21 protein-coding genes and 1 pseudogene are annotated in these 24,322 nt (G+C 64.7%); 10 read left to right on the plus strand and 12 right to left on the minus strand.

The genetic code is table 11. The features are described from left to right. Positions 1 to 6 precede the first annotated feature (6 nt). Positions 7 to 642 carry a LuxR C-terminal-related transcriptional regulator gene (locus CI41S_RS01465; protein ID WP_139482637.1) on the plus strand — a complete coding sequence of 212 codons (636 nt, stop codon included), beginning with the start codon at positions 7 to 9 and terminating at the stop codon, positions 640 to 642. Between the two features lie 117 nt (positions 643 to 759). Here CI41S_RS01465 and CI41S_RS01470 read toward each other — a convergent pair whose 3' ends face one another. From CI41S_RS01470 to CI41S_RS01490, 5 genes are all read right to left on the minus strand, one after another. After that, positions 760 to 1,632 (minus strand): ABC transporter ATP-binding protein, encoded by an 873-nt coding sequence (locus tag CI41S_RS01470; RefSeq protein ID WP_172627874.1) that lies wholly within the window; start codon positions 1,630 to 1,632, stop codon positions 760 to 762. Then, positions 1,629 to 2,492 (minus strand): ABC transporter permease, encoded by an 864-nt coding sequence (locus tag CI41S_RS01475; RefSeq protein WP_172627954.1) that lies wholly within the window; start codon positions 2,490 to 2,492, stop codon positions 1,629 to 1,631. Before CI41S_RS01475 ends, CI41S_RS01470 begins: the two co-directional genes overlap by 4 nt. A gap of 38 nt (positions 2,493 to 2,530) precedes the next feature. Further along, positions 2,531 to 3,943, minus strand: a complete 1,413-nt coding sequence (locus tag CI41S_RS01480) for an ABC transporter substrate-binding protein (protein ID WP_139857105.1) — start codon at positions 3,941 to 3,943, stop codon at positions 2,531 to 2,533. Positions 3,944 to 4,110: 167 nt separating this feature from the next. Next, positions 4,111 to 4,887 (minus strand): Crp/Fnr family transcriptional regulator, encoded by a 777-nt coding sequence (locus CI41S_RS01485; protein ID WP_139857106.1) that lies wholly within the window; start codon positions 4,885 to 4,887, stop codon positions 4,111 to 4,113. Between the two features lie 225 nt (positions 4,888 to 5,112). Beyond that, positions 5,113 to 5,418 (minus strand): gamma-butyrobetaine hydroxylase-like domain-containing protein, encoded by a 306-nt coding sequence (locus CI41S_RS01490; RefSeq protein ID WP_139857107.1) that lies wholly within the window; start codon positions 5,416 to 5,418, stop codon positions 5,113 to 5,115. A gap of 224 nt (positions 5,419 to 5,642) precedes the next feature. Here CI41S_RS01490 and CI41S_RS01495 point away from each other — a divergent pair, with 224 nt between their 5' ends. The 5 genes from CI41S_RS01495 (at position 5,643) to dinB (ending at position 10,852) form a co-directional block, all read left to right on the plus strand. Continuing rightward, positions 5,643 to 6,416, plus strand: coding sequence for a ferredoxin--NADP reductase (locus tag CI41S_RS01495; protein WP_139857108.1), 774 nt, complete (start codon positions 5,643 to 5,645; stop codon positions 6,414 to 6,416). 105 nt (positions 6,417 to 6,521) lie between these two features. Continuing rightward, positions 6,522 to 8,264, plus strand: coding sequence for a fumarate reductase/succinate dehydrogenase flavoprotein subunit (locus CI41S_RS01500; RefSeq protein ID WP_139857109.1), 1,743 nt, complete (start codon positions 6,522 to 6,524; stop codon positions 8,262 to 8,264). A gap of 21 nt (positions 8,265 to 8,285) precedes the next feature. Then, a complete protein-coding gene (locus tag CI41S_RS01505; protein ID WP_139482645.1) occupies positions 8,286 to 8,519 on the plus strand; it encodes a 4Fe-4S dicluster domain-containing protein in 234 nt (77 codons plus the stop codon). Between the two features lie 2 nt (positions 8,520 to 8,521). Then, a complete protein-coding gene (locus CI41S_RS01510) occupies positions 8,522 to 9,493 on the plus strand; it encodes a HEAT repeat domain-containing protein (RefSeq protein WP_172627875.1) in 972 nt (323 codons plus the stop codon). Positions 9,494 to 9,604: 111 nt separating this feature from the next. Beyond that, positions 9,605 to 10,852: a DNA polymerase IV gene (gene dinB / locus CI41S_RS01515; RefSeq protein WP_139857111.1), complete on the plus strand. Its 1,248-nt coding sequence runs from the start codon at positions 9,605 to 9,607 to the stop codon at positions 10,850 to 10,852. 51 nt (positions 10,853 to 10,903) lie between these two features. On the opposite strand, the gene CI41S_RS01520 is transcribed toward dinB, so the two are convergent. From CI41S_RS01520 to CI41S_RS01535, 4 genes are read right to left on the minus strand one after another with little or no spacing between them, the layout of a single operon-like run. Next, positions 10,904 to 11,515 (minus strand): HupE/UreJ family protein, encoded by a 612-nt coding sequence (locus tag CI41S_RS01520; protein WP_139857112.1) that lies wholly within the window; start codon positions 11,513 to 11,515, stop codon positions 10,904 to 10,906. Further along, complete coding sequence (locus CI41S_RS01525; RefSeq protein WP_139857113.1) at positions 11,512 to 12,117, minus strand: HupE/UreJ family protein; 606 nt, start codon at positions 12,115 to 12,117, stop codon at positions 11,512 to 11,514. Before CI41S_RS01525 ends, CI41S_RS01520 begins: the two co-directional genes overlap by 4 nt. An 18-nt stretch (positions 12,118 to 12,135) precedes the next feature. Next, positions 12,136 to 13,065: a HupE/UreJ family protein gene (locus CI41S_RS01530; RefSeq protein WP_172627955.1), complete on the minus strand. Its 930-nt coding sequence runs from the start codon at positions 13,063 to 13,065 to the stop codon at positions 12,136 to 12,138. Positions 13,066 to 13,112: 47 nt separating this feature from the next. Next, positions 13,113 to 14,105, minus strand: coding sequence for a peptidyl-prolyl cis-trans isomerase (locus CI41S_RS01535; RefSeq protein ID WP_244626377.1), 993 nt, complete (start codon positions 14,103 to 14,105; stop codon positions 13,113 to 13,115). A gap of 221 nt (positions 14,106 to 14,326) precedes the next feature. Here CI41S_RS01535 and CI41S_RS01540 point away from each other — a divergent pair, with 221 nt between their 5' ends. The 3 genes from CI41S_RS01540 to CI41S_RS01550 all read left to right on the plus strand — a co-directional run bounded on the left by CI41S_RS01540 (position 14,327) and on the right by CI41S_RS01550 (position 17,455). Beyond that, a complete protein-coding gene (locus CI41S_RS01540; RefSeq protein WP_139857115.1) occupies positions 14,327 to 16,312 on the plus strand; it encodes a CehA/McbA family metallohydrolase domain-containing protein in 1,986 nt (661 codons plus the stop codon). A gap of 221 nt (positions 16,313 to 16,533) precedes the next feature. Then, positions 16,534 to 16,731, plus strand: coding sequence for a hypothetical protein (locus CI41S_RS45125; RefSeq protein ID WP_347339227.1), 198 nt, complete (start codon positions 16,534 to 16,536; stop codon positions 16,729 to 16,731). A gap of 100 nt (positions 16,732 to 16,831) precedes the next feature. Next, positions 16,832 to 17,455, plus strand: coding sequence for a putative 2OG-Fe(II) oxygenase (locus CI41S_RS01550; protein ID WP_139857116.1), 624 nt, complete (start codon positions 16,832 to 16,834; stop codon positions 17,453 to 17,455). Positions 17,456 to 17,470: 15 nt separating this feature from the next. Here CI41S_RS01550 and CI41S_RS01555 read toward each other — a convergent pair whose 3' ends face one another. Further along, positions 17,471 to 20,110 (minus strand): spermidine synthase family protein, encoded by a 2,640-nt coding sequence (locus CI41S_RS01555; protein WP_244626379.1) that lies wholly within the window; start codon positions 20,108 to 20,110, stop codon positions 17,471 to 17,473. 123 nt (positions 20,111 to 20,233) lie between these two features. Next, a complete protein-coding gene (locus CI41S_RS01560) occupies positions 20,234 to 22,246 on the minus strand; it encodes a TonB-dependent receptor (protein WP_139857117.1) in 2,013 nt (670 codons plus the stop codon). A 593-nt stretch (positions 22,247 to 22,839) separates the two neighbouring features. Here CI41S_RS01560 and CI41S_RS01565 point away from each other — a divergent pair. Then, the gene (locus tag CI41S_RS01565; RefSeq protein ID WP_139857118.1) at positions 22,840 to 23,463 is read left to right on the plus strand and encodes a hypothetical protein; all 624 of its coding nucleotides are present in this window, start codon (positions 22,840 to 22,842) and stop codon (positions 23,461 to 23,463) included. A 570-nt stretch (positions 23,464 to 24,033) separates the two neighbouring features. On the opposite strand, the pseudogene CI41S_RS01570 reads toward CI41S_RS01565, so the two are convergent. Further along, a pseudogene (locus tag CI41S_RS01570) lies at positions 24,034 to 24,120 on the minus strand (cell envelope biogenesis protein TolA); the annotation flags it as partial. Between the last annotated feature and the right edge of the window lie 202 nt (positions 24,121 to 24,322).

Raw genomic sequence — 24,322 nt, forward strand, 5'->3', positions numbered from 1 at the left:
ACACCCATGCGTCGAACGCGGTTGGTAATCGCAGATCGGCATCCGATCGTTCTGCAAGGCTTGGCGTCAGTTTTCGCTGCAGTGCGTGACTTCGAGATCGTCGCGTCGTGCAGCGATGGAGCGAGTTGCGTGGAGGCGATCCGGAATTCGGGCTCCGACATTGCTCTGCTCGAAGACGCCTTCCCCGATGTGACCAGCGCCGAGATCCTCGCCATGATCGATGGTGAGAGGCTTTCCACCCGCGTGGTCTTTTTTGCCGCAGAGGCTCAACAGGGCGAACTCGCCCCGCCGCTCGCGGCCGGCGCCTGCAATGTGATTTCCAAGCACGCCAGCCCGGAGACGCTGGTGCAATCGCTCAGGGTGGTCGCGGAGGGCGGCACCGTGCTGGTGGGGCTGGCGCCGGGCCTCGTGCCCGCGGCCAAGGAGGCGGATGGCGCCGTCGTCGACAACGTGTTGGCGGTCCTGACCGACCGTGAGCGCGAAATCATGCGGCTGGTGTCCGAGGGATTGTCGAACAAGGCCATTGCGCGCCGTTTGAACCTCTCGCAGGGGACCATCAAGGTCCACCTGCATCACATCTACCAGAAGCTCGAGATCAACAACCGAACGGCGCTCGCCGCGCTCGCGATGTCGCAGCGATAGCTGCAGCGCGGAGTCTTGCGGCCAGATTCCGGCTCCGAGGTCAGACAGGACCGCGGGAGCCAGGCATAGCGACACTCCGAGCGGATTAGTCCAACCAGGTGGCGATGGCCGCCGGCGTCAAAGCACCTCTGCGAGCGAATGCCCCTGCAGCTCGATGGTCAGCCCCTGCAGGCCGAGATCGTTGATCTCGCCGCCCATCGCTTTCAGGCTTTCCTCGCGGATCAGCGACATCAATCCGCGGCGCAATGCGAGAAATTCCGAGGACATCATCATCGACTGTTGCCGCGGGCGCTCGAGCGGAATCGGGATTTCCGCCTTGATCGAGCCGGGGCGGGCGGTCATGCAATAGACGCGGTCGGACAGGAAGATCGCCTCGTCGATGTCGTGGGTGACGAACAGCACGGAGATCTTCAGCCGCTGCCACATATTGGTGAGGATCTGCTGCATGATGACGCGGGTCTGGGCGTCCAGTGCGCCGAACGGCTCGTCGAGCAGCAGTACCTTCGGGCCGGTCGCCAGCGCGCGCACGATGCCGACGCGCTGCTTCATGCCGCCGGATAGTCGCTCCGGATAATGCTTCTCGAACGCCTCGAGGCCGGCAAGGCCGAGCAGCGTGCGCGCCGCGCGCTCGCGCTGCGAACGCGGCATGCCGCGCACCTTCAGGCCGAATTCGACGTTTTCGCGCACGGTCTTCCAGGGAAACAGCGAGTATTGCTGGAACACCATGCCGCGTTCGGCGCTGGGGCCGTTGACAGGCTCGCCATCGACGGTGACCACACCGGTGGTGGGCTTGAGAAAGCCGGCAACCGCATTGAGCAGGGTCGATTTTCCGCAGCCGGACGGACCGACGATCGAGACGAATTCGCCGGGATTGACGTGGATCTGGGTGTCGGTAACGGCCTGCACCGCGCCGTCGAGGCTCTCGTAGCTGAGCGAGAAGTTTTTGACCTCGATGTGGCCCTTCGCTGCATTGGTACGAACGTCGTTCATGTCGGCCTCCATGGCATGACCAGCCGGCCGGCGCTCCGGATCAGCAGGCTGGATCCGAGCCCGAGCACGCCGATCGCGATCATGCCGAGCGCGATGTCGGCGTACTGCACCAGCGAGTAGGCCTCCCAGGTGAAATAGCCGATGCCGTACTGGCCGGAGATCATCTCGGCGGCGATCAGCGACACCCATGCCACGCCCATGCCGACGGTGAGGCCGGTGAAGATGTGCGGCAGCGAGGCCGGAAAGTAGACCTCGCGGAAGATCGAGCGCTCGCGCGCGCCGAGACACTGGGCTGCGCGCACCAGCACCGGGTCGACCAGCGACATGCCGTGCAGGGTGTTGATCAGGATCGGGAAGAAGGAGCCGAGGAACGTGATGAAGACGATGCTCTGCTCGTTGGTCGGCCACAGCATGATCGCCATCGGCACCCAGGCGATCGCCGGGATCGGCCGCAGCACTTCCGCGACCGGGAAGATCATCTCATGGACCAGCTTGAAGCGGCCCATGATGAGTCCCAGCGGCACGCCGACGATTGCGGCCAGCGAGAAGCCGAACAAGATGCGACGGCAGCTCAACAGCAGATGCATCAGGAATTTTGGATCGTGGATCGCCTTGGCAAAACTCGCATAGACCGCGAGCGGCGAGGGCACGTTGGTGAAGCGCACGAAAAAGACGATGCGATAGGTCGTGAGCAGGTGCCAGACGACCAGGAAGGCGGCGAGCGAAATCGCGCCGATCGCGATGGCACGCAGCCGGTCCCGATTGAGCCGGTACCATCGTCCCGCGCGCGCGGCGAATGACGGTGTGGAGGCCGCGGCGGGCGCCGCTTCAGTCTCGGTCACGGCCGTGGCAGCCGGCATGGCGTCCTCCTGGGGCCGCAGGATGGCCGGGCTGCTGCTCATGTCTTGCCTCCGCCGACCGCCGATTTCACCGCGTCCTCGAAGCCGAGGACTTTGCCGCCAATCTTCGCCGCATACGCCTCCGCATCCTTCTTCAGCAGGAACGGTGCCACCTCGCCGTCGCCGACGGCATAGAACGCCTGGTCCGCGAACAGCTTGATGCCTCTGATGCTGTCGAAGACGTAGGCGACGTTGATCTTCTTGCCCTTGGCCCTGAAGTCGGCGTAGGCGCCCAGCGTGCAGGAGGCGTTCGCAAACGGCAGGATGCCGGCATCGTCGATCCAGACTTCGCCGGCCTTGCGCGGATCGGCGATCGGCTTCTTGCAGAAGCCGTCGTCGCCCGAAATCTCGTAATTCTTCGTGCCGGCGAGCTGCGCGTCATAGTCGAGCTTCAGATCGGCGTAAGCCTTGCGGATGTAGGAATCGTCGACCCACTTTTTCGGATCGAATTCCTTCATGCGCCCGAGCTTCTGCAGCACCGTGACGTCGGTGGCGGCGGCCTCGATCAGCGCCGGCTTGATGGTGGGATCGGTGGTCATGTTGCCGCCGGGCCCGAGGAAGATGTAGACCACCTCCTTGTTGATGCCGGTCCACTCCTGGATCTTCTCGGCGGCGAGTTTCGGATTGTCGCGCAGCCACTGGTTGGCGGCGACGATCGCCTTGACATAGGCGACCACGATCTCGGGATATTTTTCGGCGAAGTCGGTGCGCACTACGACGCCGTGAAAGGTCGGCAGATTGGTCTCGACGCCGTCGAAGATCTTGCGGGCGAAGCCGCGGAACGGCAGCAGTTCGGCGAACGGCACGAAGTCGGCGTGGGCGTCGATCTTCTTTTCCTGGAGGTTGGTCGAGCCGACCTCCGGGCTCTGGCTCACCAGCTGGAAGAAGTCGGATGCGTAGCCGCGATCCTGCATCGCCTTCAGCACCATGCCGTGCGCGGCCGAGCCGAACGGCACGCTGACCAGCTTGCCCTTGAGATCGGCGAGATCGTAGTAGGGCGAGTCCTTGTGGACGACAATGCCGTTGCCGGAGCCGGACAGGCTGTAGGCGGCGACCGCGATCAGCCGGCTCTTGCTCTCGGGATTGTTCTCGAAAGTGAAGCCGTTCACGATCAGCGGATAGTCGCCCATCATGCCGATCTGCAGCTTGTTCGCCATCATCGCGTTGGTGACGGGCGGGCCGGAGGTGAAGTTCTGCCACTCCAGCTCGAACTTGATGTTGGCGTATTTGCCGTCGGTCGGCAGGTATTTTTCCAGGAGGTGCAACTGCCGGATGACGACGCCCGCGGTGACCGTGTTGGTGGTGGTGTCCTGCGTGCCGATGCCGATCGTCACCGTCTCCGCCGCGACCGGCTGCGCAAACAGAAGCGCCAGCGACGTCGCGAGCGAGAGCGTGGGAAGGTGGCGGACCATTCTCATCCTCCTTCGGTTGGATGTGCTATGGCTGCCATGATTGGGCGAGGGGGCAGGCTGGGCAAATCCGGAGTCATCGCCGCTGTCGATTAGTTGCCGGGAAAATGCCCGTTGCTTACTCCTTGGGCAGTTTTGCCAATGACAGCCGATTGCATGGGCATCGGCCTCTAATCGGCCGCCTGGCCCCGCATCTCTTCCAAAGTCTCGGTCTGGCAGACCACGATCTGGGAGCGCTTGGTCACGACGATCCCCTTCTCCTGCATGCGCTTCAGGCTGATCGTCACCCATTGCCTGGTGGCGCCGACCATGTGGGCGATGTCGGCATGGGTGAAGGCCGCGGCGATCACGGTGCCGTCGGAATCCTTCACGCCATAGAGTTCGACGAGGTGCAGCAACAGGTGCGCCAGACGCTGGCTGATCGACCGCGTTCCCAGCATCTGGGCGAGCGCGGAGTAGCATTTGCCCTTGAAGGTCAGTCCCTCGATCAGACCGATGGCGAGGTTCGGGATCTCCGCGGCCAGCACCCGCAGTTCCTTGCCGGGAAGGTGCACGACGCTGCAATTGCTGGAGGCAACGCCGGACCACTGATGGACGGTGCCCTCGAACACTTCGGGCCCGCCGACGAAGTTGCCGACGTGCCAGTAGGCTAGCGTGATCTCGCGCCCCAGCGGCGAGATGTAGAAAACCCGGATGCGACCGCTCTCGATCAGCCAGATGCCGTCATGCTTGCCGCCCTGGCTGAACAGCGTTTGGCCGCGATTGAGCACCTTGCGGCGCCCTTGCTTCAGCACCAGTTCCCGCTCGCGCGGCGTCAGCTTGTCCATCAACGGCGGCGGGCCGCCGATCCATTGCTGGTTCTCGGTGAGCAGCAGCGAGGAACTGCCGGCAGGCCGGATTGTTGCGGGAACGGTCCCGCGAACCGCATTGGCCGCCTGCAACAACATCGAGCCGCCTCCGGATTGTTCAAGCCGTTCTAGACATTCAAATCGTTCTAGAAAGAGCAATGTCCATGCCAGAACGGGTTGGCAAGTGGGGGACGGCTGGCCGCTGACGCCTGCATCGCTACGGGACCGCGCGCGGCGCGCCGGCCCGGAAAATCATCACCGAAAATGAGGGATTGATGGAATGGCGGTTCGCCCGCCGGGGCCTCGCATAGAAGGGGAGACCGGTTAGTGTCCTGCGAGGCTCAGCAGATAAATTTTTGGATAGATGCCGCGATTGTGCCCGTCGGAGAACGAAATATTGAGCCCGTAGCCCAAATCGCCGATCCCGGTGATCGCGATGCCGGGAAACCGCTCGGGGAAGCGGCCGTCAATCCGGGCGCGGGTGCAGTGGGCGCATTTGCAAGCGAGACGAAGCTGCTCGGCCGCGAACTTCACTTCATCATCCTGCGCGGTGCGCACCACGAGTGTCGCGAGATCGGCGCTGGCCTCGTAGTCGGTCACCGTCGGCGCCACCGATGCGGTCATGGTCATGACGATCCTCCACCCTTCCTCCTGACATCGAGGCGGCGGACGCGATAGCAATTAATTGCCGGATCCGGCGCGACGCTGCTGCAATCACCGATGCGTATCGCCCGCTCGCCGTCGATCACACGCAAAATGTGAAACTAATCGACCGAGAACGGCAGTTCGCCGTTGCGGGATCTGGCGCTCTCCGAAACCTTGCCCGGCATCGCGCAAGCAAGGAGAGACGAGCGATGAGCGCATTTCAGAAGGAAACGGTCCTCTCGGTCAGGCACTGGACCGAATCCCTGTTCAGCTTCACCGCGACGCGCGATCCAGGCTTTCGCTTCCAGAATGGCCAGTTCGCCATGATCGGGCTCGAGGTCGATGGCCGGCCGTTGATGCGGGCCTACAGCATGGCGAGCGCTAATCACGAGGAGGCGCTGGAGTTCTTCAGCATCAAGGTGCCGCACGGTCCGCTGACCTCGCGGTTGCAGAAGATCAGGGAAGGCGACATCATCCTGGTCGGCCGCAAGGCGACCGGCACGCTGATCACCGGCAATCTCATCCCGGGCAAACGCCTGGTGCTGCTGTCGACCGGCACCGGGCTGGCGCCGTTCGCGAGCCTGATCAAGGATCCGGAGGTCTACGAGAGCTACGAGACCATCGTGCTCGCCCATGGCTGCCGCCAGGTCTCGGAACTGGCCTATGGCGAGCAGCTGGTCGAGAGCCTGTGCGACCACGAATTCCTCGGTCCCCTGATCAGGGACAAGCTGGTCTATTACCCGACCGTCACGCGCGAGCCGTTCAGAAACCGCGGCCGCATCACCGACCTAATCGCCTCCAACCAGCTGTTCGACGACATCGGCCAGCCGCCGCTCGACCGCGAGACCGACCGCATCATGCTGTGCGGCAGTCCCGCGATGCTCGAAGAGCTGCACGCGATGTTCACCGCGCGCAGCTTTGCCGAGGGCAACCACAGCGAGCCCGGCCACTTCGTGATCGAGAAGGCCTTCGTCGAGCGATAGGTCTCCCAATTGTCCGCCGGTGACAACTAATTGCTATCGCCGCGGGACCGTCTGAACAAATCTCATGCCGAGGCGCCGGTTGCGCCGGCGAACCAGGAGCAAGCGATGGCACTAGATCAGATCGTCGACGGATTGTCGGAGGTTTCCTGCGACGTGCTGGTGATCGGCGGCGGCACGGCCGGCCCGATGGCGGCGCTGAAAGCGAAGCTGAAGAATCCAAAGGCCGACGTCGTGCTGCTGGAAAAGGCCAACGTCAAGCGCTCCGGCGCGATCTCGATGGGCATGGACGGGCTCAACAACGCCGTCATTCCCGGCTATGCGACGCCCGAGCAGTACACCAAGGAGATCACGATCGCCAATGACGGCATCGTCGACCAGAAGGCGGTCTATAAATACGCCCAGAACTGCTACAAGATCATCGAGGAGCTCGACAGTTTCGGCATCCGTTTCCTGAAGAACGAGAACGGCGACTTCGCCGTCAAGAAGGTGCACCATATCGGCACCTATGTTCTGCCGATGCCGAACGGCGAGACGGTCAAGAAGGCGCTGTATCGGCAGCTTCGCCGCGCCCGCATCCTGATCTCGAACCGCTACATGGCGACGCGGCTGTTGAAGTCCGCCGACGGCCGCGTCGCCGGCGCGATCAGCGTCAACACCCGCACCGCCGAGATCCTGGTGATCAAGGCGAAGGCGGTGATCCTGTGCATGGGCGCCGCCGGCCGGCTCGGGCTTCCCACCTCCGGCTACATGTTCGGCACCTACGAGAACGCCGCCAATTCCGGCGACGGCTATGCCATGGCCTATCACGCCGGCGCCGCGCTCGCGAACCTCGAATGCTACCAGATCAATCCGCTGATCAAGGATTACAACGGCCCGGCCTGCGCCTATGTCGCCGGTCCGTTCGGCGCCTATACCGCCAACAATGAGGGCTCGCGCTTCATCGAGTGCGACTACTGGTCGGGCCAGATGATGCTCGAGTTCTACAATGAGCTGCTTTCGGGCAAGGGCCCGGTCTTCCTCCAACTCAAGCACCTTCACGAGAAGACGATCGAGGAGATCGAATCCACCTTGCACAAGGTGGAGCGGCCGACGCGCGGCCTGTTCCAGCAGGGGCGGGGGGTCGACTACCGCTCGGAGTCGATCGAGATGCACATCTCCGAGATCGGCCTCTGCTCCGGCCACAGCGCCTCCGGCGTCTTCGTCGACGACAACGCGCGCACCACCGTGCCGGGCCTCTATGCCGCCGGCGACATGGCGAGCGTGCCGCACAATTACATGCTGGGTGCCTTCACCAACGGCTCGGTCGCCGGCATCGATGCGATGGAGTTCGCCGACAGCCACGATTTCGCGGCGTTCGATTCCGCCGAGGTTGCCCTCGAGCGGGAGCGTGTGCTGGCCCCGACCAGGCGCGAGGACGGCATTCCGCCGAACCAGGTCGAATACAAGACCCGCCGCCTGGTGAATGACTATCTGCAGCCGCCGAAGGTGACCCGCAAGTACGAGCTCGGCATGCGCCGTCTCGCCGAGGTCCGCGAGGACATGGAGCAGCGGATGATCGCGCGCAATGCGCACGAGCTGCTCCGCGCGCTCGAAGTGCAGTCGATCATGGATTGCGCCGACATGGCGGCGCACGCCTCGTTGTTCCGCGAAGAGAGCCGCTGGGGCCTCTACCACTGGCGCACCGATTTTCCGGACAAGGACAACGAGAACTGGTTCTGCCACACGCTGCTGTCCAAGCAGGACGGCAGGATGACGAGCACGAAGCGCGCCGTGGAGCCCTATGTCGTGCCTATCGCCGACGACGAGAAGGACCTCTACGACAAGCAGCGCATCCGCGCCAGCGCGTGATTAACAACAGGAGATTGGACGATGCCCCTCGCTTCCTACCAGACACAGGTCCCGGTGGTGGTCGACGACGCCAAATGCATCGCGGACAAGGGCTGCACGGTGTGCGTCGACGTCTGCCCGCTCGACGTGCTGCGGATCAGCGACATGACCGGCAAGGCCTACATGGCCTATGACGAGTGCTGGTACTGCATGCCGTGCGAGGCGGACTGCCCGACCGGCGCCGTCACCGTCAACATTCCGTATCTGTTGAGGTGATCATGTCGAGCCCGTTCGAATCCTACGACGACCTCGAGGACGCCGACGAGCGGCTGCAGGCCGCCGATCCCGCCGAACGCCGCGTCGCCATCATTTCGCTCGGCCATTCCGGCGATCCGGCCGCGGTCGGCCATCTCGCCAACATGGTGTCCGATCCCGATGCCGGCGTGCGCCAGCAGGTTGCGATGGCGCTCGGCGAATTCGACGGGCCGGAGGCGGCGGGCGCGCTGGCGAAATTGCTGGTCGACCCCGAGCGCATCGTGGCGTCGGCGGCGGCCGACAGCATGGCCGAGTTCAAGGATCCGGCCTGCGCTGATATCATCCTCCCGCTGGTCAAGCATGCCCATGCCTTCGTCCGCACCGGCGCGCTGCGCGCGCTGAAGGAGCTGCGCCGCAAGGATGCGATGAAGCCGGCGCTGGAGGCATTGCAGGACCCGGACGCGGCCGTGCGCGCGCAGGCGATCGGCGTGATCGGCTTCCTGAAACTCGAGGAGGCGATCCCGGCGCTGACGGCGCTGATCCAGGATCCGGACGCCCATGTGCGCCGCGCCGCGATCAGCGCGCTGGCCTTCTCGCAGATGAAGCCGGCTGCGGAAACGATCACGCGCGCGCTGAAGGACGGCGACTGGATGGTGCGCGAGATGGCGGCCGACACGCTCGGACTCAACATCAACGGCGCGCTGGCCGCGGATCAATTGATTGCGGCGCTCGCGGACGGGTTCTGGCAGGTCCGGCTCAAGGCGATCCGCAGCCTCGGCAAGATGAAGATCGAGCGCGCGGTGCGCCCGATCGGCAATTGCGTCAATCACGAGCAGGCCAATCTGCGCAAGGAGGCTGCCGCAGCGCTGGGTGAGATCGGGCATCCCGATGGCGAGGCGTTTCTGGCGATCATTGCGGATGATCTCGATCCGGATGTCAGAAAGAACGCGCGCTGGGCGCTTCAGCAGATCGTGGCGAGACGGGCGAAAGGTTAGGGCGGATCACCGGTCGCGGTGGCAGGGCCCTCGCCGGGTTGACTTGCCTTGCGAATGTTCCTATTTTGTTCTTTTGCGCGTGGACGCTCCGATCGCGGATGAACGGCTGGAATGGTCACTGCAGCCACGATCCTTCATGCCGATCTGGATGCGTTTTACGCGTCGGTCGAACAATTGTTGGACCCGTCGCTGCGCGGCAAGCCGATCGCGGTCGGTGGCGGAGTTGTGCTTGCGGCCTCCTACGAGGCCAAGGCATTCGGCGTCCGCGGCGGCATGTCGGGACGACAGGCGCGCGAGCTGTGTCCGCAGCTGATGTTCGTCGGCGGTCATTTCAAGGATTATCAGCGGCTGGGTGACGCGGCGATCGGGGTGCTCGGCGATTTTACGCCGCTCGTTGAGCGCATCTCGATCGACGAGGCCTTTGCCGACGTTGCCGGCTGCACCCATCTGTTCGGCTCGCCTGCCGACATCGCGGCGGCGATCCGCCGGCGCGTGCGCAGCGAGCTCGGCCTGCCGATCTCGGTTGGAGTCGCGCGCACCAAGCATCTGGCGAAGATCGCCTCGCAGGTTGCCAAGCCCGACGGGCTCGTCGTGGTCGATCCCGACAGCGAGCTGAAATTCCTTCACGGCTTGCCGGTCGAATTGATGTGGGGCGTCGGACCGGTCACCAAGGCGCGGCTCGCCGCGATGGGCGTCTCGACGATCGGGCAACTTGCCAAATCGCCCGAAACGTCGCTGATGCGGTCGCTGGGGCCGGCGGCCGGGGAGAAGCTGGCGGCGCTGGCCTGGAATCGCGACCCGCGCGAACTCAGGCCGCACCGTCGCGCCCACTCCGCGGGGGCGCAATCGGCGCTGGGGAAACGGCCCGCCATCGAGCGGGTCATTCGCCCGACCCTGCTGCATCTTGCCGATCGCATCGCCACCAGGCTGCGGAGAAAGTCGCGGCCGGGACGGACGGTGACGGTGCGGGTTCGCTTCGCCGACATGCGAGCGGTGACGCGCTCGATCACGCTCGATGCTCCGGTCGACGCAACCTTGATCCTCGCCCAGCGTGCGGAAAAATTGGTCCGCGCAATCCTTGCCGATCATCCGGGCGAGACAGTCATCTCGCTGCTGGCCATTTCGGTGTCGCATCTCGAGGAGCACAGGGATCTGGAGCTGGACCTGCCGCTTGGACTTGCGGATGAAGCGCTCCGTCCCGGAAGCAGGCTGGGCAGCGCCCGCTGGGCGGCCGATTGCGCCGTCGACAAGATCCGCGACCGGTTCGGATGGGATGCGATCGGGGACGGTTCGGCGGTCTTGGGCGTATCCCGTTCGGTGCCCGATGCGTTTCGCGAGCTCGCCGAGAAGGAACTGTAGCCGCCCGCGTCGGCCACTGCGACACATCCGGGTAGCAATGTCAGCAATGCTTCAAGAAGCGAGAGCAAAGCTCGCCATCATGAGACCGATGGCTGCGATCCAGCCTCCGAGTGCGCGAACCGCGATCGCTTGCCAGGATGTCGGGTCCGCCGCGGTCGGTCTGAACATGACGGTCAGCGCCATCGTCAGTGTGACGACGGTGTAGCCCGCGCAGGCCAATCCCGCCGCGAACAGCAGCCGGTCGGTGTCGGGCGCGAGGTCGCTTCCGTTCGCAGCACCGCGCAGTGCGGCCAATCCGAATGCAATTGCGCACAACAAGACTGTCGGAATGCGCGCCGCTGCCGCCAGCAGGACGCCGATCACCAGCAGCATCGAGGCGTCCGCAAGGCCGCCCGTAACAGGGCCGAACATGCGCCCGACCGCCAGGCCGGCCAGCAGTCCGAGCGGAAACACCAGGATGAGCCAGCGTCCTTTCGAGGCGCCGAGCGACCCGGCCAGCACGCCCATCGCGGTCCAGAGGATGACATCCTGAAGGTCGGTGAAGGGATGCAAAGCGCCCATATAGAAATCGCCGAGGCGCGCTGCGATGATGTGTGCGTCGGCGGCGCTCGGCAACAGGAGCAGCGCCGCGGCGATCCACCCGCGTGCATATTTCAGCGTCATGCAAATGCTCCGAGGCCCTGCGCCAGGAAGTAGCAACCGAGCCCGGCGATGCCGGCCCCGAGCCCCTGGATGACGCGTTCGCCGGCGGGCCAGCGCGTCAGGGTGCCGATCGCGATGCCGCACAGGTGCAGCAGGCCGGTCGCAGTGACGAAGCCGACCCCGTAAGCCAGCGGGTTTGCGGAGCCCGGCAGCTCGGCCCCGTGCGCATGACCGTGAAAGATCGCAAACACCGCAACCACCGCCGCCGCCGCGGGAAATGGCAAGCGCAGGCGGATGGCGACGGCGAGGCCGAGGATCAGAGCCGACATTGCGATCACCACCTCCGGCATCGGCAGCGGAATGCGCAGCACGCCCAAAACTCCGCCGACCGCCATGACCAGCGGGAACGTGATGGGCAGGACCCAGATGGCGGGCGCGCCGAGTTGCGCTCCCCAGATTCCGACGGCGACCATCGCAATCAGATGGTCGATGCCGGTGGCCGGATGCAGCAGGCCGCTGAGCAGACCGCCGGCCACGCCGACCTGGTCGTGCGCGAACGCCGGCTGGGTCAGCGCCAAAGCGACAATCGCGGTTGGCAGGGTTCGGAGGATGCGTGAACACATGGGGTGGGCGTCTCTCGGTCAGATCGGAGCGAGCACGCGCACAAGGCGGCCGAAGAACCAGAACATCGACACCGACCCGATGGCGTAGGCCGGAAGAGCCTCGCCCCAGCGCGGCAACACGGCATCAAGTCGCCGATGCGCCCAGATCAGCGCGAGCACGAGCAGCACAAAGGCAAGCTGCCCGATCTCGACGCCGATGTTGAAGAACAGCAGCGCTGCGGGAAGCAGACGGCGTTCGAGCCCGAGGCCCGCCAGCGCGCTTGCGAAGCCGATGCCGTGAACCAGGCCGAACGTAAAGGCGACGGCCCAGGGATGGCGTGCCGTGAGGCCGATCTCGCCGCGCTGCTGCTTGACGATTTCGACGCCGACGAACGCGATACTCAATGCGATGCAGGCATTGAGCGGGCGTTCCGGCACGCCGATCAGGCCGAAGGCGGCCGCCGCCAGCGAGGCGCTGTGTCCGATCGTGAAGGCGGTGATGGTTTTCACCAGACGCCAGCCGCCGCCGACGATCCAGATCAGGCCCAGCACGAACAGCAGATGATCGGCGCCCAGAAGGATGTGATCGATCCCGTAATTGACATAAGTCTTGGCCAGCTCGATCCAGGTCTGCAGCGTGGGCGCGCCGGTGCCGAGAATCGAGGCGACGGGATTGGCCGTCGAGATCGTGTAGCTGCGCGGCTCACCCGCGAGCGGAACGAGCTTGATCAGGACGACCGCCATGTTGGCGCCGAGGTTGGCGATGGTGATCGGGCCGACCAGCCCTCTCTCGCCGCAGTTCACTTCGGGCAGCCGCAGCAGGCAGTGGGATGGCACCCGCAGATCGACCCGCGCGGCGCCGATCGACGGCTCCATGGTCCAGCGGCCGATGTACACGCCGTGCCGGACCTCGTGGAATTCGAGCACACCCATCGACGCTTCATGCGCACGCAGCAATGCGGGCTGCATCAGCGCGGCGAGGACGAGCAGTGCCAATCGCAGGTATCGGATCGCGGTCACTGCTCGTACCGCACTTGATAGGAGGTCTTGAGCCGCTTGACCGCTTCCCAGGCCAGCTTGCGGGTTTCTTCGGTATGCCAAATCCGGGCGGCCTCATCCCGAACCGTCTCGAGATTGGCGAGCGTTCCCTGAATCCGGGAATCGAGACGCGCGACGTGCCAGCCATCCCTGGAGCGCAGGACCTTCCATTGCCCCGGCGGCATCGCCAGCAGCGCATCGCGGAATTCCTGGCCGAAGGAGGCCGCAAGGCTCGCGACGGTCCGGCCGAGGATCGCACGGGTCTGCTGCTGCAGCTCCTCGGATTCGTGCTGTTGCGCGATGTCCTCGAACTGGCGCTGCGCCGTGGCCTGATCGGTCGGCGGGGTGATGTAGAACGAAACGCGCTCCGGCTCGTCGAAGTTGGCGTGATTTTCCGCAAACCACGCCCGCAGCTGTTCTTCCGTCGGTCGCGGGACCTTGATCTGATCGAAGATCAGCAATTGCATCTTGAAGGCAATTCGATCGCGGATCATCTCGTCGCCGCGGTCGACGCCGAGCGCCTTGCCCTCGCGGTACAGGATTTCGCTCGCCACCCAGCTGTCGATCATCTTCTGGAGCTGGTCGTCGGACGGAGCACGTACCTTGTCCTCGTCGAAGTTCTCGATGAAGGACTGGCGCATCGTCTTGGCGACGGTGATCACCTTTTCGTCTTTGGCGGGGGGATGCAGCACGGCGTCGCCGCCGAAGATCAGCGCCCCAAGCAATGTGAAGTGCAGCAGCGGCTCACGCGACAGGCGTTTAGCAAATGCGACGAAGGACCGCGAAGGCTGCGCCGCGCCCGGTGCAGCATCGGGACTCTGCTCCGAGCGTTGCGTGTGCAACGTCGGAAAGGTTCGCACTTTAGATGGTGTCGCTGGAGTCGGTGTCGCTGGCATTGACATCTTACTGTCACAAATTCCCACAGCACGCGTGGCCGCGCGCTTTATGCGACACGACATTTCATCTGTCATCTGCAAACGCGAGTGCCGCGCAGAAAAGTTGCAAGAGACAAGATGTCGCACGGATAAATCAGAAGCTGCGAGGCGCAGCACAAATCCTTCACGAAGCTGTATTCGAACTCTGGTCATTGCAAAGACGCAGCGAGTCCGCTCACCGCGGCGGGGATCTGGGGTTTTCGATTCCTGCCGTTCTTGCCGAATTTCCCGCAGTTTATCCGAAAGAGGGGCGATAGATGTTTCCAACCAGCAAGACCATCCTGTTGACTGCAGCGTCCGCAACGTTGGCGCTGACGCAGAGCGCCGTGGCCGAGGAGTGGGGCAAGGATCGGCATAAGGGCAATCCTTATGTCGCCGGTGACATGCACAACCACAACACCTGTACGGACGGTTCGGTGGCCGCTGGCTATTCGATCGACCGCGCGGTCGGACGCGGCGTCGCGCCCGCCGGCGGCAACAATTTCGACCTGGACTGGTTCACGCTCGGCAATCACGGCGGTTCGGGCAATCGCGACTGCCGCTTCAGCGACACCAGCGCCAATCTTCCCGGGCAAACCACCACCACCTGGGATCAGACGCTTGGCAAGACCATCGACGGCATCACGATCACCAGCCTGAAGGGCACCCCGAACGGCACCGGCAGCAGCGCCAAGATGTGGCGCTGGCAGTCGATCCAGGAGATCGAGTATCCGATCATCGCCAACCGCACGCCGGTGTACAAGAAGGTGTTGATCGAAGGCCTCGAGTGGATCGCTCCCGGTCATGAGCATGTCGACGTCGCGGTGATCACCGGGCAGAACCCGCGCCACGAGGGCGGCAATGCCGACAAGATGGCGGAATTCGAATACCGCTTCGATCGCACCGACACCGATGCGATCGGCCCCGTCTTCGGCAGCGGCCAAAACCAGGTCTGGCCGGGCAAGGACAATGTCAACAACAGCGGCACGGCGGGACACCAGAAATCGCTCGCGGCCATCGCATGGTTGCAGTCGCATCATCCGCTGCAATCCTATGTCATTCCCACGCACACCGAGCGCCAGGGGCCGTTCGATCCGTCGGGCAGCAAGGGCTACAACATCGAGCACTTCCGCGATTTCAACAATGCCGGACCGACCGTCGCGTTCGGCATCGAGTCGCCCGGTCACTTCGCGGAAGGCGGCCTCAGCGGCGGCTCCGGCTCCTACGGGACCGGTGCGGTCGGCGGCGGCACCTACGGCATGAGCGGGATCTACACCGCGAAGGTCGGCGGCCTGTGGGATGGCATGCTCGGCGAAGGCCGCAACTTCTTCATCTATGTCAGCTCCGACTGGCACAGCCGCGGCGCCGGCGGCGCGCGCGACTCGTTCACGACGGCCGATTTCATTCCCGGCGAGTACACCAAGCTGTATGTTCCGAACGCCGGAAAGTTCTCGGCGCACTCGGTCATCGACGGCATGCGTTCGGGTAACTCGTACTCGGTCAACGCCGATCTGATCGGTCCCGATCTGGTGTTCCGCGCCAAGGCGCGCGGCGACGACTGGAAGACGATGGGCGAGACGCTGGTCGTGAGGCCGGGTGATCGGGTGACCGTCGAGATGGAAATGACGGTCCCGGCGAAGAACAACAGCCCGTACAGCTTCAACAATCCGCTGCTCGTGCCGATCGGGACCAAGCAGCCGCTGAACAAGCCGTCGCTCGACCATGTCGATCTGATCACCGGCAAGATCACCGGCGTGATTGCGCCGGGCGCGGCCGGCTATGCGGTGCCGAACGCCGCCGGCACTGCCGGCGCGTCGATCGTGTACAACCCCACGGCCACCATCGCGCAGCAGATTCCGGCGACCAAGATGCATCGCGAGCATCGTGACGGCGATGCCGTCCGGTTGCGCTTCACGACGACGTTCACCGCCGGCAACAGCCCGTTCTATATCCGCGCCCGCGGAACGAACATTCCGGTCGGCACCCCGAACGTCTCGGATAGCGCCGGCAATCCGCTGCTCGACGCCAACAATGCGCTGGTGAGCTGCACGGACCCGGCGTGCCCGCCGCATCTGGAGGCGATCGCCGGCGTCAAGAAGGTCACCCACGACGTTCAGGCCTATTCGAACGCCTGGTTCTACGCCAATCCGATCTTCGTGCGGCCGGAAGGCTCGCCGAAGCTGCTGGTCGAAACCAATGCGGATCTGGCGCGGCGGCTTGGGCAGCGGGCCGAGCACGACCATCACCACCACGACAACGACTAACCATTCATGAAACTATCCGGCGGGACGCTCAGCGTCCCGCCGGACTCGTTTTTGGGCGTGCGATGGACCAGTTTTGCCTGCGAGCTTCTCTCTTTGCGCTGTGCCTGCTCGTTTGCGGCAGTTGCGGTGCGGCCGCCCAAGGGACTCAAGGGGCTGCTGCGTTGCCTTCCAGCGAACCCACGTGGGAGGATTGCCAGTCGGCAGTCGGGGAGGCGCGCACCTTGACGGCACAACTGCCGCCGGACCATCTCTCCCGCTACTTCGCCGATCGTCATCTGCACCAGGCCATGGTCGAAGCCGGGAACGGCGAATTCGACGAGTGTCTGGAGATGGCCGCGCGCGCCTCTCAGGAGGTGCGCGAACGGCGCCACGAGCTGCCGCCCGGCGAAAGGCTGCGCGTGCTTCGGGCCGACGAGTAGATCACCTCGGCAGACTGCGGCACGCTGCCCGCTGTCATCGCGGTGTCATCTTTGCTCGCGCATGGTTGGCTGCGTTCCCAAAACAGGCAAAATTGACCACATGGATCAGATCGAACCGCTTTTCCCGATCCCCCTCATGCGCTCGCCCCAGCTGCTTCCTCCGTCGCTGAACGAAGCCGCCGTGACCGCGATCCGGAATGCGCGCATCGAAAGCAATCTCCGATCGGGACAGCTGTTCCACACCGAGGTCGCCGATCCGCGCGACAACGAGCTGTTTCGCCAGATCGCTGAACTGGCGGTGCCAAAGCTGGTCGATTTCGGCGTCTTGCTGTTCGGCGAACAGCTGCGCTGGACCGTCAAGGAGATGTGGACCAACATGCTCGAGACCGGCGGAAACCAGACCCTGCATTCGCACGCCAACAGTTTCGTCTCGGGCATTATCTATCTGACGCCCTCGCACGCGGCCTGCAAGACGGTTTTCGTGCGGCCGCCCGGCGGTTTCGACTTCTCCTTCCGCCATCATACGCGAGACGCCGCCATCGGGCCTTTCAACGCGGGCAAGTACGTCCTGCCGGAAGCCGAACCGGGCGATCTCGTGCTTTTTCCAAGCTATCTCTACCACGAGGTGCCGAGGAATCCGGGCGGGCAGCGGATCACGATCGCTTTCAACGCCATTCCCGATCATCTCGACTGCTGGGGCTATCGCATCAACTTTGCGCCCTGAGCGAGGCCAAGCAGGTCACTGCTTTCGTAATCCGAATTCGCGCAGCAGCAGCTCCCTGGCCTCGCCGCGCGATGGGGCCGCGTCGACAATCTGGCGCAGCAGGCCAGCGGCGGCTGTCCGGTCCGAACCGATCAGGGATTTCGCCATGCTCATCAGCGGCCCGTAGGCCGGGTCGAATTCGGGGCTCAAGCGAAGCGCCTCGAGGAGGCCCAGCGAAGCCGCTTCGATCAGCGCTGCGCCGCGCGGATCGCCCGGAAGCGCTGCGCCCGCTTCGAGAAACCGGTTACGCGCGCGCCAGTAGGCGCTGAGCCGGGCGCTCAACGCATCGCGCTCCGGCCCGACGGCCAGGAGTTCAGCCGGATCCGGTTGCACGCCTCGCGTCAATGCAAGCAGGAGCGACCAGGGCGCCGCGGTCAATGCGTGGACGTTGCGCCGCGCATCGAAGGTCACGAACGGAAAATCATCCGTGTTGCGCGGACCTTCGCCGGCGAATGCGGCGAGGGCGCGCGGGCCTGCGAGGTATTGGCCGAGCAGATCGATCGGCGCCGCGAACCCGAGCGGCCGCACGACTGGCCCGATCGCGGGATCGCGCAGCCGGTCGGCGAGCGCGTTGGTGTCGAGATCACCGCCATCCCTTGTGCCGATGAGCGCGAGCATGGGCGTGCGGACGCTGTAGTGGTTGAGCCAGGCCGCGCCGTCCGGATAGACGTCGAGAAAGCTGCGGACAATGGCGCGGAGCGAGGGCAGATCAAGCTGATAAAGCGGAAGCCATTGGCAGAAGATGCCTTGGGGCGCGAGCCTGCGCTTCACGGCGCCGAAATGCTCGACCGTGTAGAGCGTGCCGCTGCCATCCAGCGCCGGATGAAACAGGTCGGCGACGATCACGTCATGCAGGCTGGTATCCGCGGCGACGTAGCGGCGGGCATCGGCGACGGTCACCCGAAGCGCCGGAGCCGCCGCCGGGTTGATGAACCAGGGAAGCAGGTCCACGACCTCGCGCGAAAGCTCGACGCCATGCACGCTCACGCCCGGCATCTGCGATCCGCCGACCACGGTGGCGCCGGTCCCGATGCCGAGGAACAGGGCCCGGTGCGGAGCTTGATGAAGCAGCAGCGGCAGCATCGCCTGGCGGTAGTCGGATCGAACCGAACTCGTGCCGCCCATCCGGAAATGGCCGTTCACATCGAGATAGCGCGTACCTGACGCTTCATCGACAACGCTGGCGGTCGCCATCGGCCCTTCACGGACCGCGAGCAGGGCGCCGCCGGACGGCACCCTCGTCAACGAGGGCACGGGATAAAACCACAGCACCAGCGCGAGGACGGCCGGCGCGGCGGACCACGCCAGCGCCGGCCAGCCGGCCGGGAGCAGGAGCAGGTAGCCCAGCGTGACCGGAAGCAGGGCTTTCCACGTCCCGAAGGCCGGAATCAGCAATTGTGCGGCGACGAGTGGCGCGATGGAGGCGCCGAGACTGTTGACGCCAACCGCCCAGCCAACAGAGCCGCGCTGGTCGCGCACCCGCTGCGCCAGCAGGCCGAACAATGCACCCATCGCGGTCGACGGTGCCAGGAACAGGGCAATCGCCACTGCCAGCTCACCGACCACGCCGGCGGGGGAGGCGACCTCGACGAGGCGGTCGACATAGGGCGCAAGCAATGCGGTCGCAAGACACGCAAGCGCGGTGGCGGCCAGCAGGCCGCGGAGATCGCCATCCTGCGCAGCACGTCCGCTGCGCTGCCAGAGCAGGCCGCCGGCCGCCGTGCCGAGCAGGTACGCCGCCAGCAGCCCCGCGAAGGTGTAGACGGTGTCCTGCATCACCTGCGCCGCAAGGCGGACGACCAGAACCTCGAATGCGATTCCGAGCAGGCCCGTGGCGAACAAGGTGATCGTGAGGCGCAGCTCGCGAACCGGCTCGGGCCGAGCCGCCTCGGTCGCAGCTCGCGCCGTGCCGAACGCCGCTTCAACCGCGAGCGCGCCGGCGGCGCAGAGCAGGTTGACGCCGGCAAGGCAGAGCAATGTCCCGGAGAAGCCAAGCGTCGGAATCAGCAGGAATGTGGACACCAGCGTGCCGGCCAACGCCCCGGCCGTGTTCGCTCCATACACGCCGGCGGTGACGCGCGCCTCGCGGCGGGCCTCGCGTGTCATCCGCTCCAGTGCGGCAAGGGTTCCGCCCATTGCCATCGTCGCGGGAAGCAGCACCAGCGTCGGCAGCGCAAAGCTGCCGGTCCAAAGCAAGGCTGGCGACGGTTCGCTGCCAAGCAGGGGCGGCAGCGCCCGGCCGGCGGCAGGCAGAAGCCAGATGTTGACCAGACCCCAGACAGCGATGACGCCCTCAAGCATCGCATAGACGTGCCACGCCGACCGCGCACGCCTGATCAGCTCATCGAGCGCGAACGCACCAAGCGCCAGACCGCCGAAAAACCCGGCGATGGCGCCAAGCACCGCCATCATCTCGGTCCCCAGCGCAAGGCTCAGCTGTCGCGTCCACACGATCTCGTAGCCGAGGCCCGCGAAGCCGGACGCCGTCACGATCGGTATCAGCGCCCAGCCAAGGCTGGCCGTTGGCCAGGAGCGCGCCGATCCGGTCTCGAGCTGGACCGCGTTCGCGAGCCGGTCTGCCGAAGCGATCGCGGCGCTGTCCGGGTCGGATTGCATTCACTCACTCCTGTCTCGCACGCGGCGAACGGCCCGAACGCCGCGCTCTCGGCCGATCAAAGCATCGGCTCTATGTCAGTTTCTTTCAGGATTTGTGACAGCCAAAGCGGCGGCTCGATCCGATCAGAATCTTCCCGCCACCGTCAGCCGCACCGCGCGCGGCTCGGCCGGATGGACGTGACGATCGGCGACGCCGTCGATCGGCTCCCCCGGCAATCGCGACAAATAGTAATACTCGATCTGGTTGGTCTGGGCGTTGAAGAGGTTGAGCACGTCGAGCTGCACCCGCAGGCCGTTGTCGAATCTGTAGCCGGCGCGCGCGTTGAAGATCAGGGATTGTAGCGAGCGGACGCTGTCGTCTTCGATCAGGGGGCGCGGACCGAAATAGCGCGCCTTCAGCGCGCCGAACCAGCCGGTGTCGCCGCCAAGGGTGACCGCGCCGCTTGCCACCCATGACGGTGCGCCGGGGATGCGGTCACCGGCCGGGTCGAAATCCGTGAAGCGCGCCCGGGTATAGGCGACGTCGAGATCGACCGTCAGCCACGGCAACGGCTTGTACTGGTTGGTCCACTCGACACCGACGCGGCGGCTCGGCCGGCTCGGCTCGGTGGTGCCGGCGTCGCCGACGAACAACAGTTCGGAGTCGAAGTCCAGCACGAATACCGCAAGCGAGCTGGTGACGCCCTCGACAGCCTTGGTGCGGATGCCGAGCTCGGCGCCGCGCGAGCGCACCAGCAGCGGCACGCGTTCAAGCGGGGTCGTCTTGTCGTTGGGATCGACCGTGATGGTCGCGCCGCGGATATCGTTGCTGTGCAGGCCGTAACCGGCGTTGCCGTAGAACTCGGTCTTGTACCAGGGGCCGAGCACGATACCGGCCTTCGGGCTCGTCATCGCGGCCTGGGCGTTGCCCGAATTCTGCGGCGTATCGCTGAAGACGTGTCCGGCGAAGAAGTCCTCGCGGATGCCGACCGTGGTGCGCAGCCAGTTGGTCCAGCGCGTCGTCGTATCGGTCCAGAGGCCGACATTGCCCTCCTGCACGCGGTCATCGCGCACGGTCGAGAGCCATTCACGCTGCTCGGTCTTGAACAGGCCGACATGAATATCGTCGTAGCGGCTCTGCACGCCGACACGGGTCTGCGTTTCGAGGCCGGCGAAGCGCCAATCGAACGCATGCCGCGCGTCAAAGCCGCCGACGGTCCGGCGATCGAGCTGGCTGAACTGGTCGCCATTGACGGGATTGTCGAGGAAGTAGGTGAAATCGTTGAACAGCTGCAGGTCGGAGCGCAGCACATAGGCGCTGACATTGGTCTGTCCGTAGTCGCCCGATTGCGTCCAATTGCCGGAGAGGCTGAAGCGGCTCGACGTGCCGCCGTCGGTCGGATCGAGCGTGCCGAGGCGGCTGATCAGGCCCTGGTCGATCGCGCGCTGCGGAACCTGATCGGTCGAATTCCAGCCGTTGGAATAGGCCATCGCCGTCAGCGTCAGGCCGTCGGTCGCGGTGCCCTGGCTGTAGCGCATGACGCCGTTCAGCTTGCGGACGTCGTCCGGCACCTGCCACGGTCCATCATATTTTACAGCTTCGATCGCCGTCAGCAGCGTGCCGGCGCCCACGGCGGTCGATCCCGCCGCCAACGCCCGGCGATAGCCGAAGCTGCCGAAGGTCATCTCCGCGATGTTCTTCGGCAGCTTGTTGACGTAGTCGATCGCCACCGCGCCGGCAGAGGCGAAGTCGCCCTGATCCGCAAAGTACGGTCCCTTGCGGACATTGACCGACTGGATCAGCTCGGGCACCAGGAAATTGATATCGGCGTAGCCTTGCCCGTGCCCATGGGTCGGCATGTTGACGGGCATGCCGTCGACGGAGATCGCCAGATCGGTGCCGTGATCAAGATTGAAGCCACGCAGGAAATACTGGTTGGCCTTGCCCTCGCCGGAGTGCTGGGTGACGATCAGGCCCGGCACGACTTCCAGCGCCTCGCCGGGCCGCGAGAATGGCACCGCGTTGACCTCCGCGCCGCTGATGCGGATCGCACTGGCGGCGGTGGGCTGCGAGGTGGAGGGGCCATCGCGCGATGCACCGGTTGCGCCGTCGCCCGCGGCCGCGCTGCCCGAGCGAGCGGCAGTCCGGTTACGCATCCCATGGCTTTTCGGCGGTTTTTTGTGCGCGTGCCGCTCGTGAGGGTGATGGTGATCCGGCGACGCAACGGTAACCGGCGGAAGTTCGGTGTGCGCCACCCCGCGGAAGTCGCGGGCCGCGGCTGGAAGCCCGCACAGAGCAGCCGACGCGGCGGCGGATACTGCCCGCAACACGACTCCACGCACCGCCACGACGTCCCCCGCACGATCACAGCAGCAGCCTGCAAGCAACTGCAACAAATCCCGCTAACAGGCCCAGATGACGATGCAACAACAATTTCATACCTGCCGCTGCGACCGAATGGTCGTGGATCACCGTCGCGGTGCCAGCGCGACGCGAGCCTCGGATGTCACTGCCGATCGTGCGATCAAATAGGCTGTCGAGTTATCCCGTTGTACAGTTGTCACATTGGCAACCGATAAGCCTAGCTTCCCCGGCGACCTATGCTTGGCCGCGCGTCGCTTGTCTCGCGCGGGCGGGTTACCAGCTCGTCTTGGCTGAAGGGCTTGTGCGTTTAGCTCGCGTTGGGTCGGTGACGAGGGACATGCGAAGGCATAGAGCGATTCTGCGGACATCGGTGCGGCGGGCGGTTGTGCTGGCGCCATTGCTCGGCGTTTCCGCCGCAACCTCCGCGCTGTGTGCCGATATCTCCGATCTCGATGTGCCGGGCCCGGTTGGGTCGACATCAAGCCGGCTGCTTTGGGATGCTCCGGCAACTTCGGCACCGGCAGTCGACGCTGCTCCGGCTTCGCCGTCGCCCATCGGCGGGCAGGGGGCCATGAACGGCAATCCACTCTGGACGATCCCACTGGCGGTCCTGCCGGACACGCGCCAGCGTCCGATTTTTTCGCCGTCGCGCCGGCCGCCGCCACCTGCCGCCGCTTTGGCATCCGAGCCGAAGCTGCCACCGCCACCGCCGAGTCTGCCGCCGGTCGAGCTGCCGCTTTCGCTGGTCGGCACCATCAGCGGCGGCGACCTCAGCTTCGGGATATTCGTCGACAAGACCAGCAAGGCCACCCTGCGTCTGAAGATCGGCGAGGATTATCAGGGCTGGCGGCTTCGTTCAGTGCATGGCCGCGAGGCGATCATGGCGTACGGCGAGCGCAGCGAGACCTTGAATTTCCCAACCCAAGCCGAGGCCGCAGTGGCAATCAGCCGGACGGTTGCGGAAAGTGCGCCGAGACGGGGAAGCTCGCACTCGCCGGAATACGACTGACGGACCCGGTTACCTGCAAAGTTACTGTGCATGGGGTTGTTTTCGATAATCTGTTGGGTTCCAGCATGCTCCGCGGACCGGCAGGGGTTAAAAAACGTCATGTTGCATTGGGCCGGCATTGCGGTTAAGCAATTGAGATGGAATGGAAATTCTCCGTCGCCCCGATGCTCGATTGGGGCGAGAGCTCAATATTTTCAGGTGGTTAGGAGGCGGCGTGTGCACGACGTGTGCACCGGAAGATCAAGAAAAATCTCGTCACCGCCAATGTGCGCAGGCTTGTGGCGCATGTGCTGGACCTGAATTTCGGAGGGTAGGCGGCGGACCAGTGCTGACGCGGTCTCAATTGTTCGAAGTCGAATGATCACGACTCGTGCTTGACTCCCACTCTCTCCGCCATACAGCCCGAAAAGTCGTTAAATTTCATTGCCTCACGAAAGTAGCTGTTTGGCGGCCCATACCCTGGCCCATACTTCCGATCACGTGAGCAACGAGCTTTTTTCTTACGTCTGAACGAGGCTGTGTTCTAGGGGTGCCGATCGCTAATGATCCATCTCAATCCGACGTCGCAAGCTCGAGCGCAACCTTCATCGACGGCGCCGCAATTGCGAGATCGTAGAATTCCACTGACGTCTGAAATGTCTTGAGCTTCCTTGCCATGGATGTCGGCCGCCCCGCGGCTCCGTCCTACTGTTATTCGGCGTGGGGTCCGAGTGCCGATCGGCGTCTTAAGCGATTGATTGATCTCTCAAGTGTGGGGTCAATGTTGGGCGCCGATTCACAATCAGCGTCGCCAACCGCAACAGCGGGTGACCATGTCGATGATTTGATCGAGGGCCGGAAGCAGCAGGTCTTTCTGGCG

The organism is Bradyrhizobium ivorense, from assembly GCF_900696085.1.
GTDB classification, from domain to species: domain Bacteria; phylum Pseudomonadota; class Alphaproteobacteria; order Rhizobiales; family Xanthobacteraceae; genus Bradyrhizobium; species Bradyrhizobium ivorense.

What these genes read in the sequence shown, in the direction of transcription:
- CI41S_RS01465 (WP_139482637.1), top strand. Translation starts at nt 7, where the DNA reads ATGCGTCGAACGCGGTTGGTAATCGCAGATCGGCATCCGATCGTTCTG.
- CI41S_RS01470 (WP_172627874.1), bottom strand. Translation starts at nt 1,632, where the DNA reads ATGAACGACGTTCGTACCAATGCAGCGAAGGGCCACATCGAGGTCAAA.
- CI41S_RS01475 (WP_172627954.1), bottom strand. Translation starts at nt 2,492, where the DNA reads ATGCCGGCTGCCACGGCCGTGACCGAGACTGAAGCGGCGCCCGCCGCG.
- CI41S_RS01480 (WP_139857105.1), bottom strand. Translation starts at nt 3,943, where the DNA reads ATGGTCCGCCACCTTCCCACGCTCTCGCTCGCGACGTCGCTGGCGCTT.
- CI41S_RS01485 (WP_139857106.1), bottom strand. Translation starts at nt 4,887, where the DNA reads ATGTTGTTGCAGGCGGCCAATGCGGTTCGCGGGACCGTTCCCGCAACA.
- CI41S_RS01490 (WP_139857107.1), bottom strand. Translation starts at nt 5,418, where the DNA reads ATGACCATGACCGCATCGGTGGCGCCGACGGTGACCGACTACGAGGCC.
- CI41S_RS01495 (WP_139857108.1), top strand. Translation starts at nt 5,643, where the DNA reads ATGAGCGCATTTCAGAAGGAAACGGTCCTCTCGGTCAGGCACTGGACC.
- CI41S_RS01500 (WP_139857109.1), top strand. Translation starts at nt 6,522, where the DNA reads ATGGCACTAGATCAGATCGTCGACGGATTGTCGGAGGTTTCCTGCGAC.
- CI41S_RS01505 (WP_139482645.1), top strand. Translation starts at nt 8,286, where the DNA reads ATGCCCCTCGCTTCCTACCAGACACAGGTCCCGGTGGTGGTCGACGAC.
- CI41S_RS01510 (WP_172627875.1), top strand. Translation starts at nt 8,522, where the DNA reads ATGTCGAGCCCGTTCGAATCCTACGACGACCTCGAGGACGCCGACGAG.
- dinB (WP_139857111.1), top strand. Translation starts at nt 9,605, where the DNA reads ATGGTCACTGCAGCCACGATCCTTCATGCCGATCTGGATGCGTTTTAC.
- CI41S_RS01520 (WP_139857112.1), bottom strand. Translation starts at nt 11,515, where the DNA reads ATGACGCTGAAATATGCACGCGGGTGGATCGCCGCGGCGCTGCTCCTG.
- CI41S_RS01525 (WP_139857113.1), bottom strand. Translation starts at nt 12,117, where the DNA reads ATGTGTTCACGCATCCTCCGAACCCTGCCAACCGCGATTGTCGCTTTG.
- CI41S_RS01530 (WP_172627955.1), bottom strand. Translation starts at nt 13,065, where the DNA reads ATGCAGCCCGCATTGCTGCGTGCGCATGAAGCGTCGATGGGTGTGCTC.
- CI41S_RS01535 (WP_244626377.1), bottom strand. Translation starts at nt 14,105, where the DNA reads ATGACAGATGAAATGTCGTGTCGCATAAAGCGCGCGGCCACGCGTGCT.
- CI41S_RS01540 (WP_139857115.1), top strand. Translation starts at nt 14,327, where the DNA reads ATGTTTCCAACCAGCAAGACCATCCTGTTGACTGCAGCGTCCGCAACG.
- CI41S_RS01550 (WP_139857116.1), top strand. Translation starts at nt 16,832, where the DNA reads ATGGATCAGATCGAACCGCTTTTCCCGATCCCCCTCATGCGCTCGCCC.
- CI41S_RS01555 (WP_244626379.1), bottom strand. Translation starts at nt 20,110, where the DNA reads ATGCAATCCGACCCGGACAGCGCCGCGATCGCTTCGGCAGACCGGCTC.
- CI41S_RS01560 (WP_139857117.1), bottom strand. Translation starts at nt 22,246, where the DNA reads ATGCGTAACCGGACTGCCGCTCGCTCGGGCAGCGCGGCCGCGGGCGAC.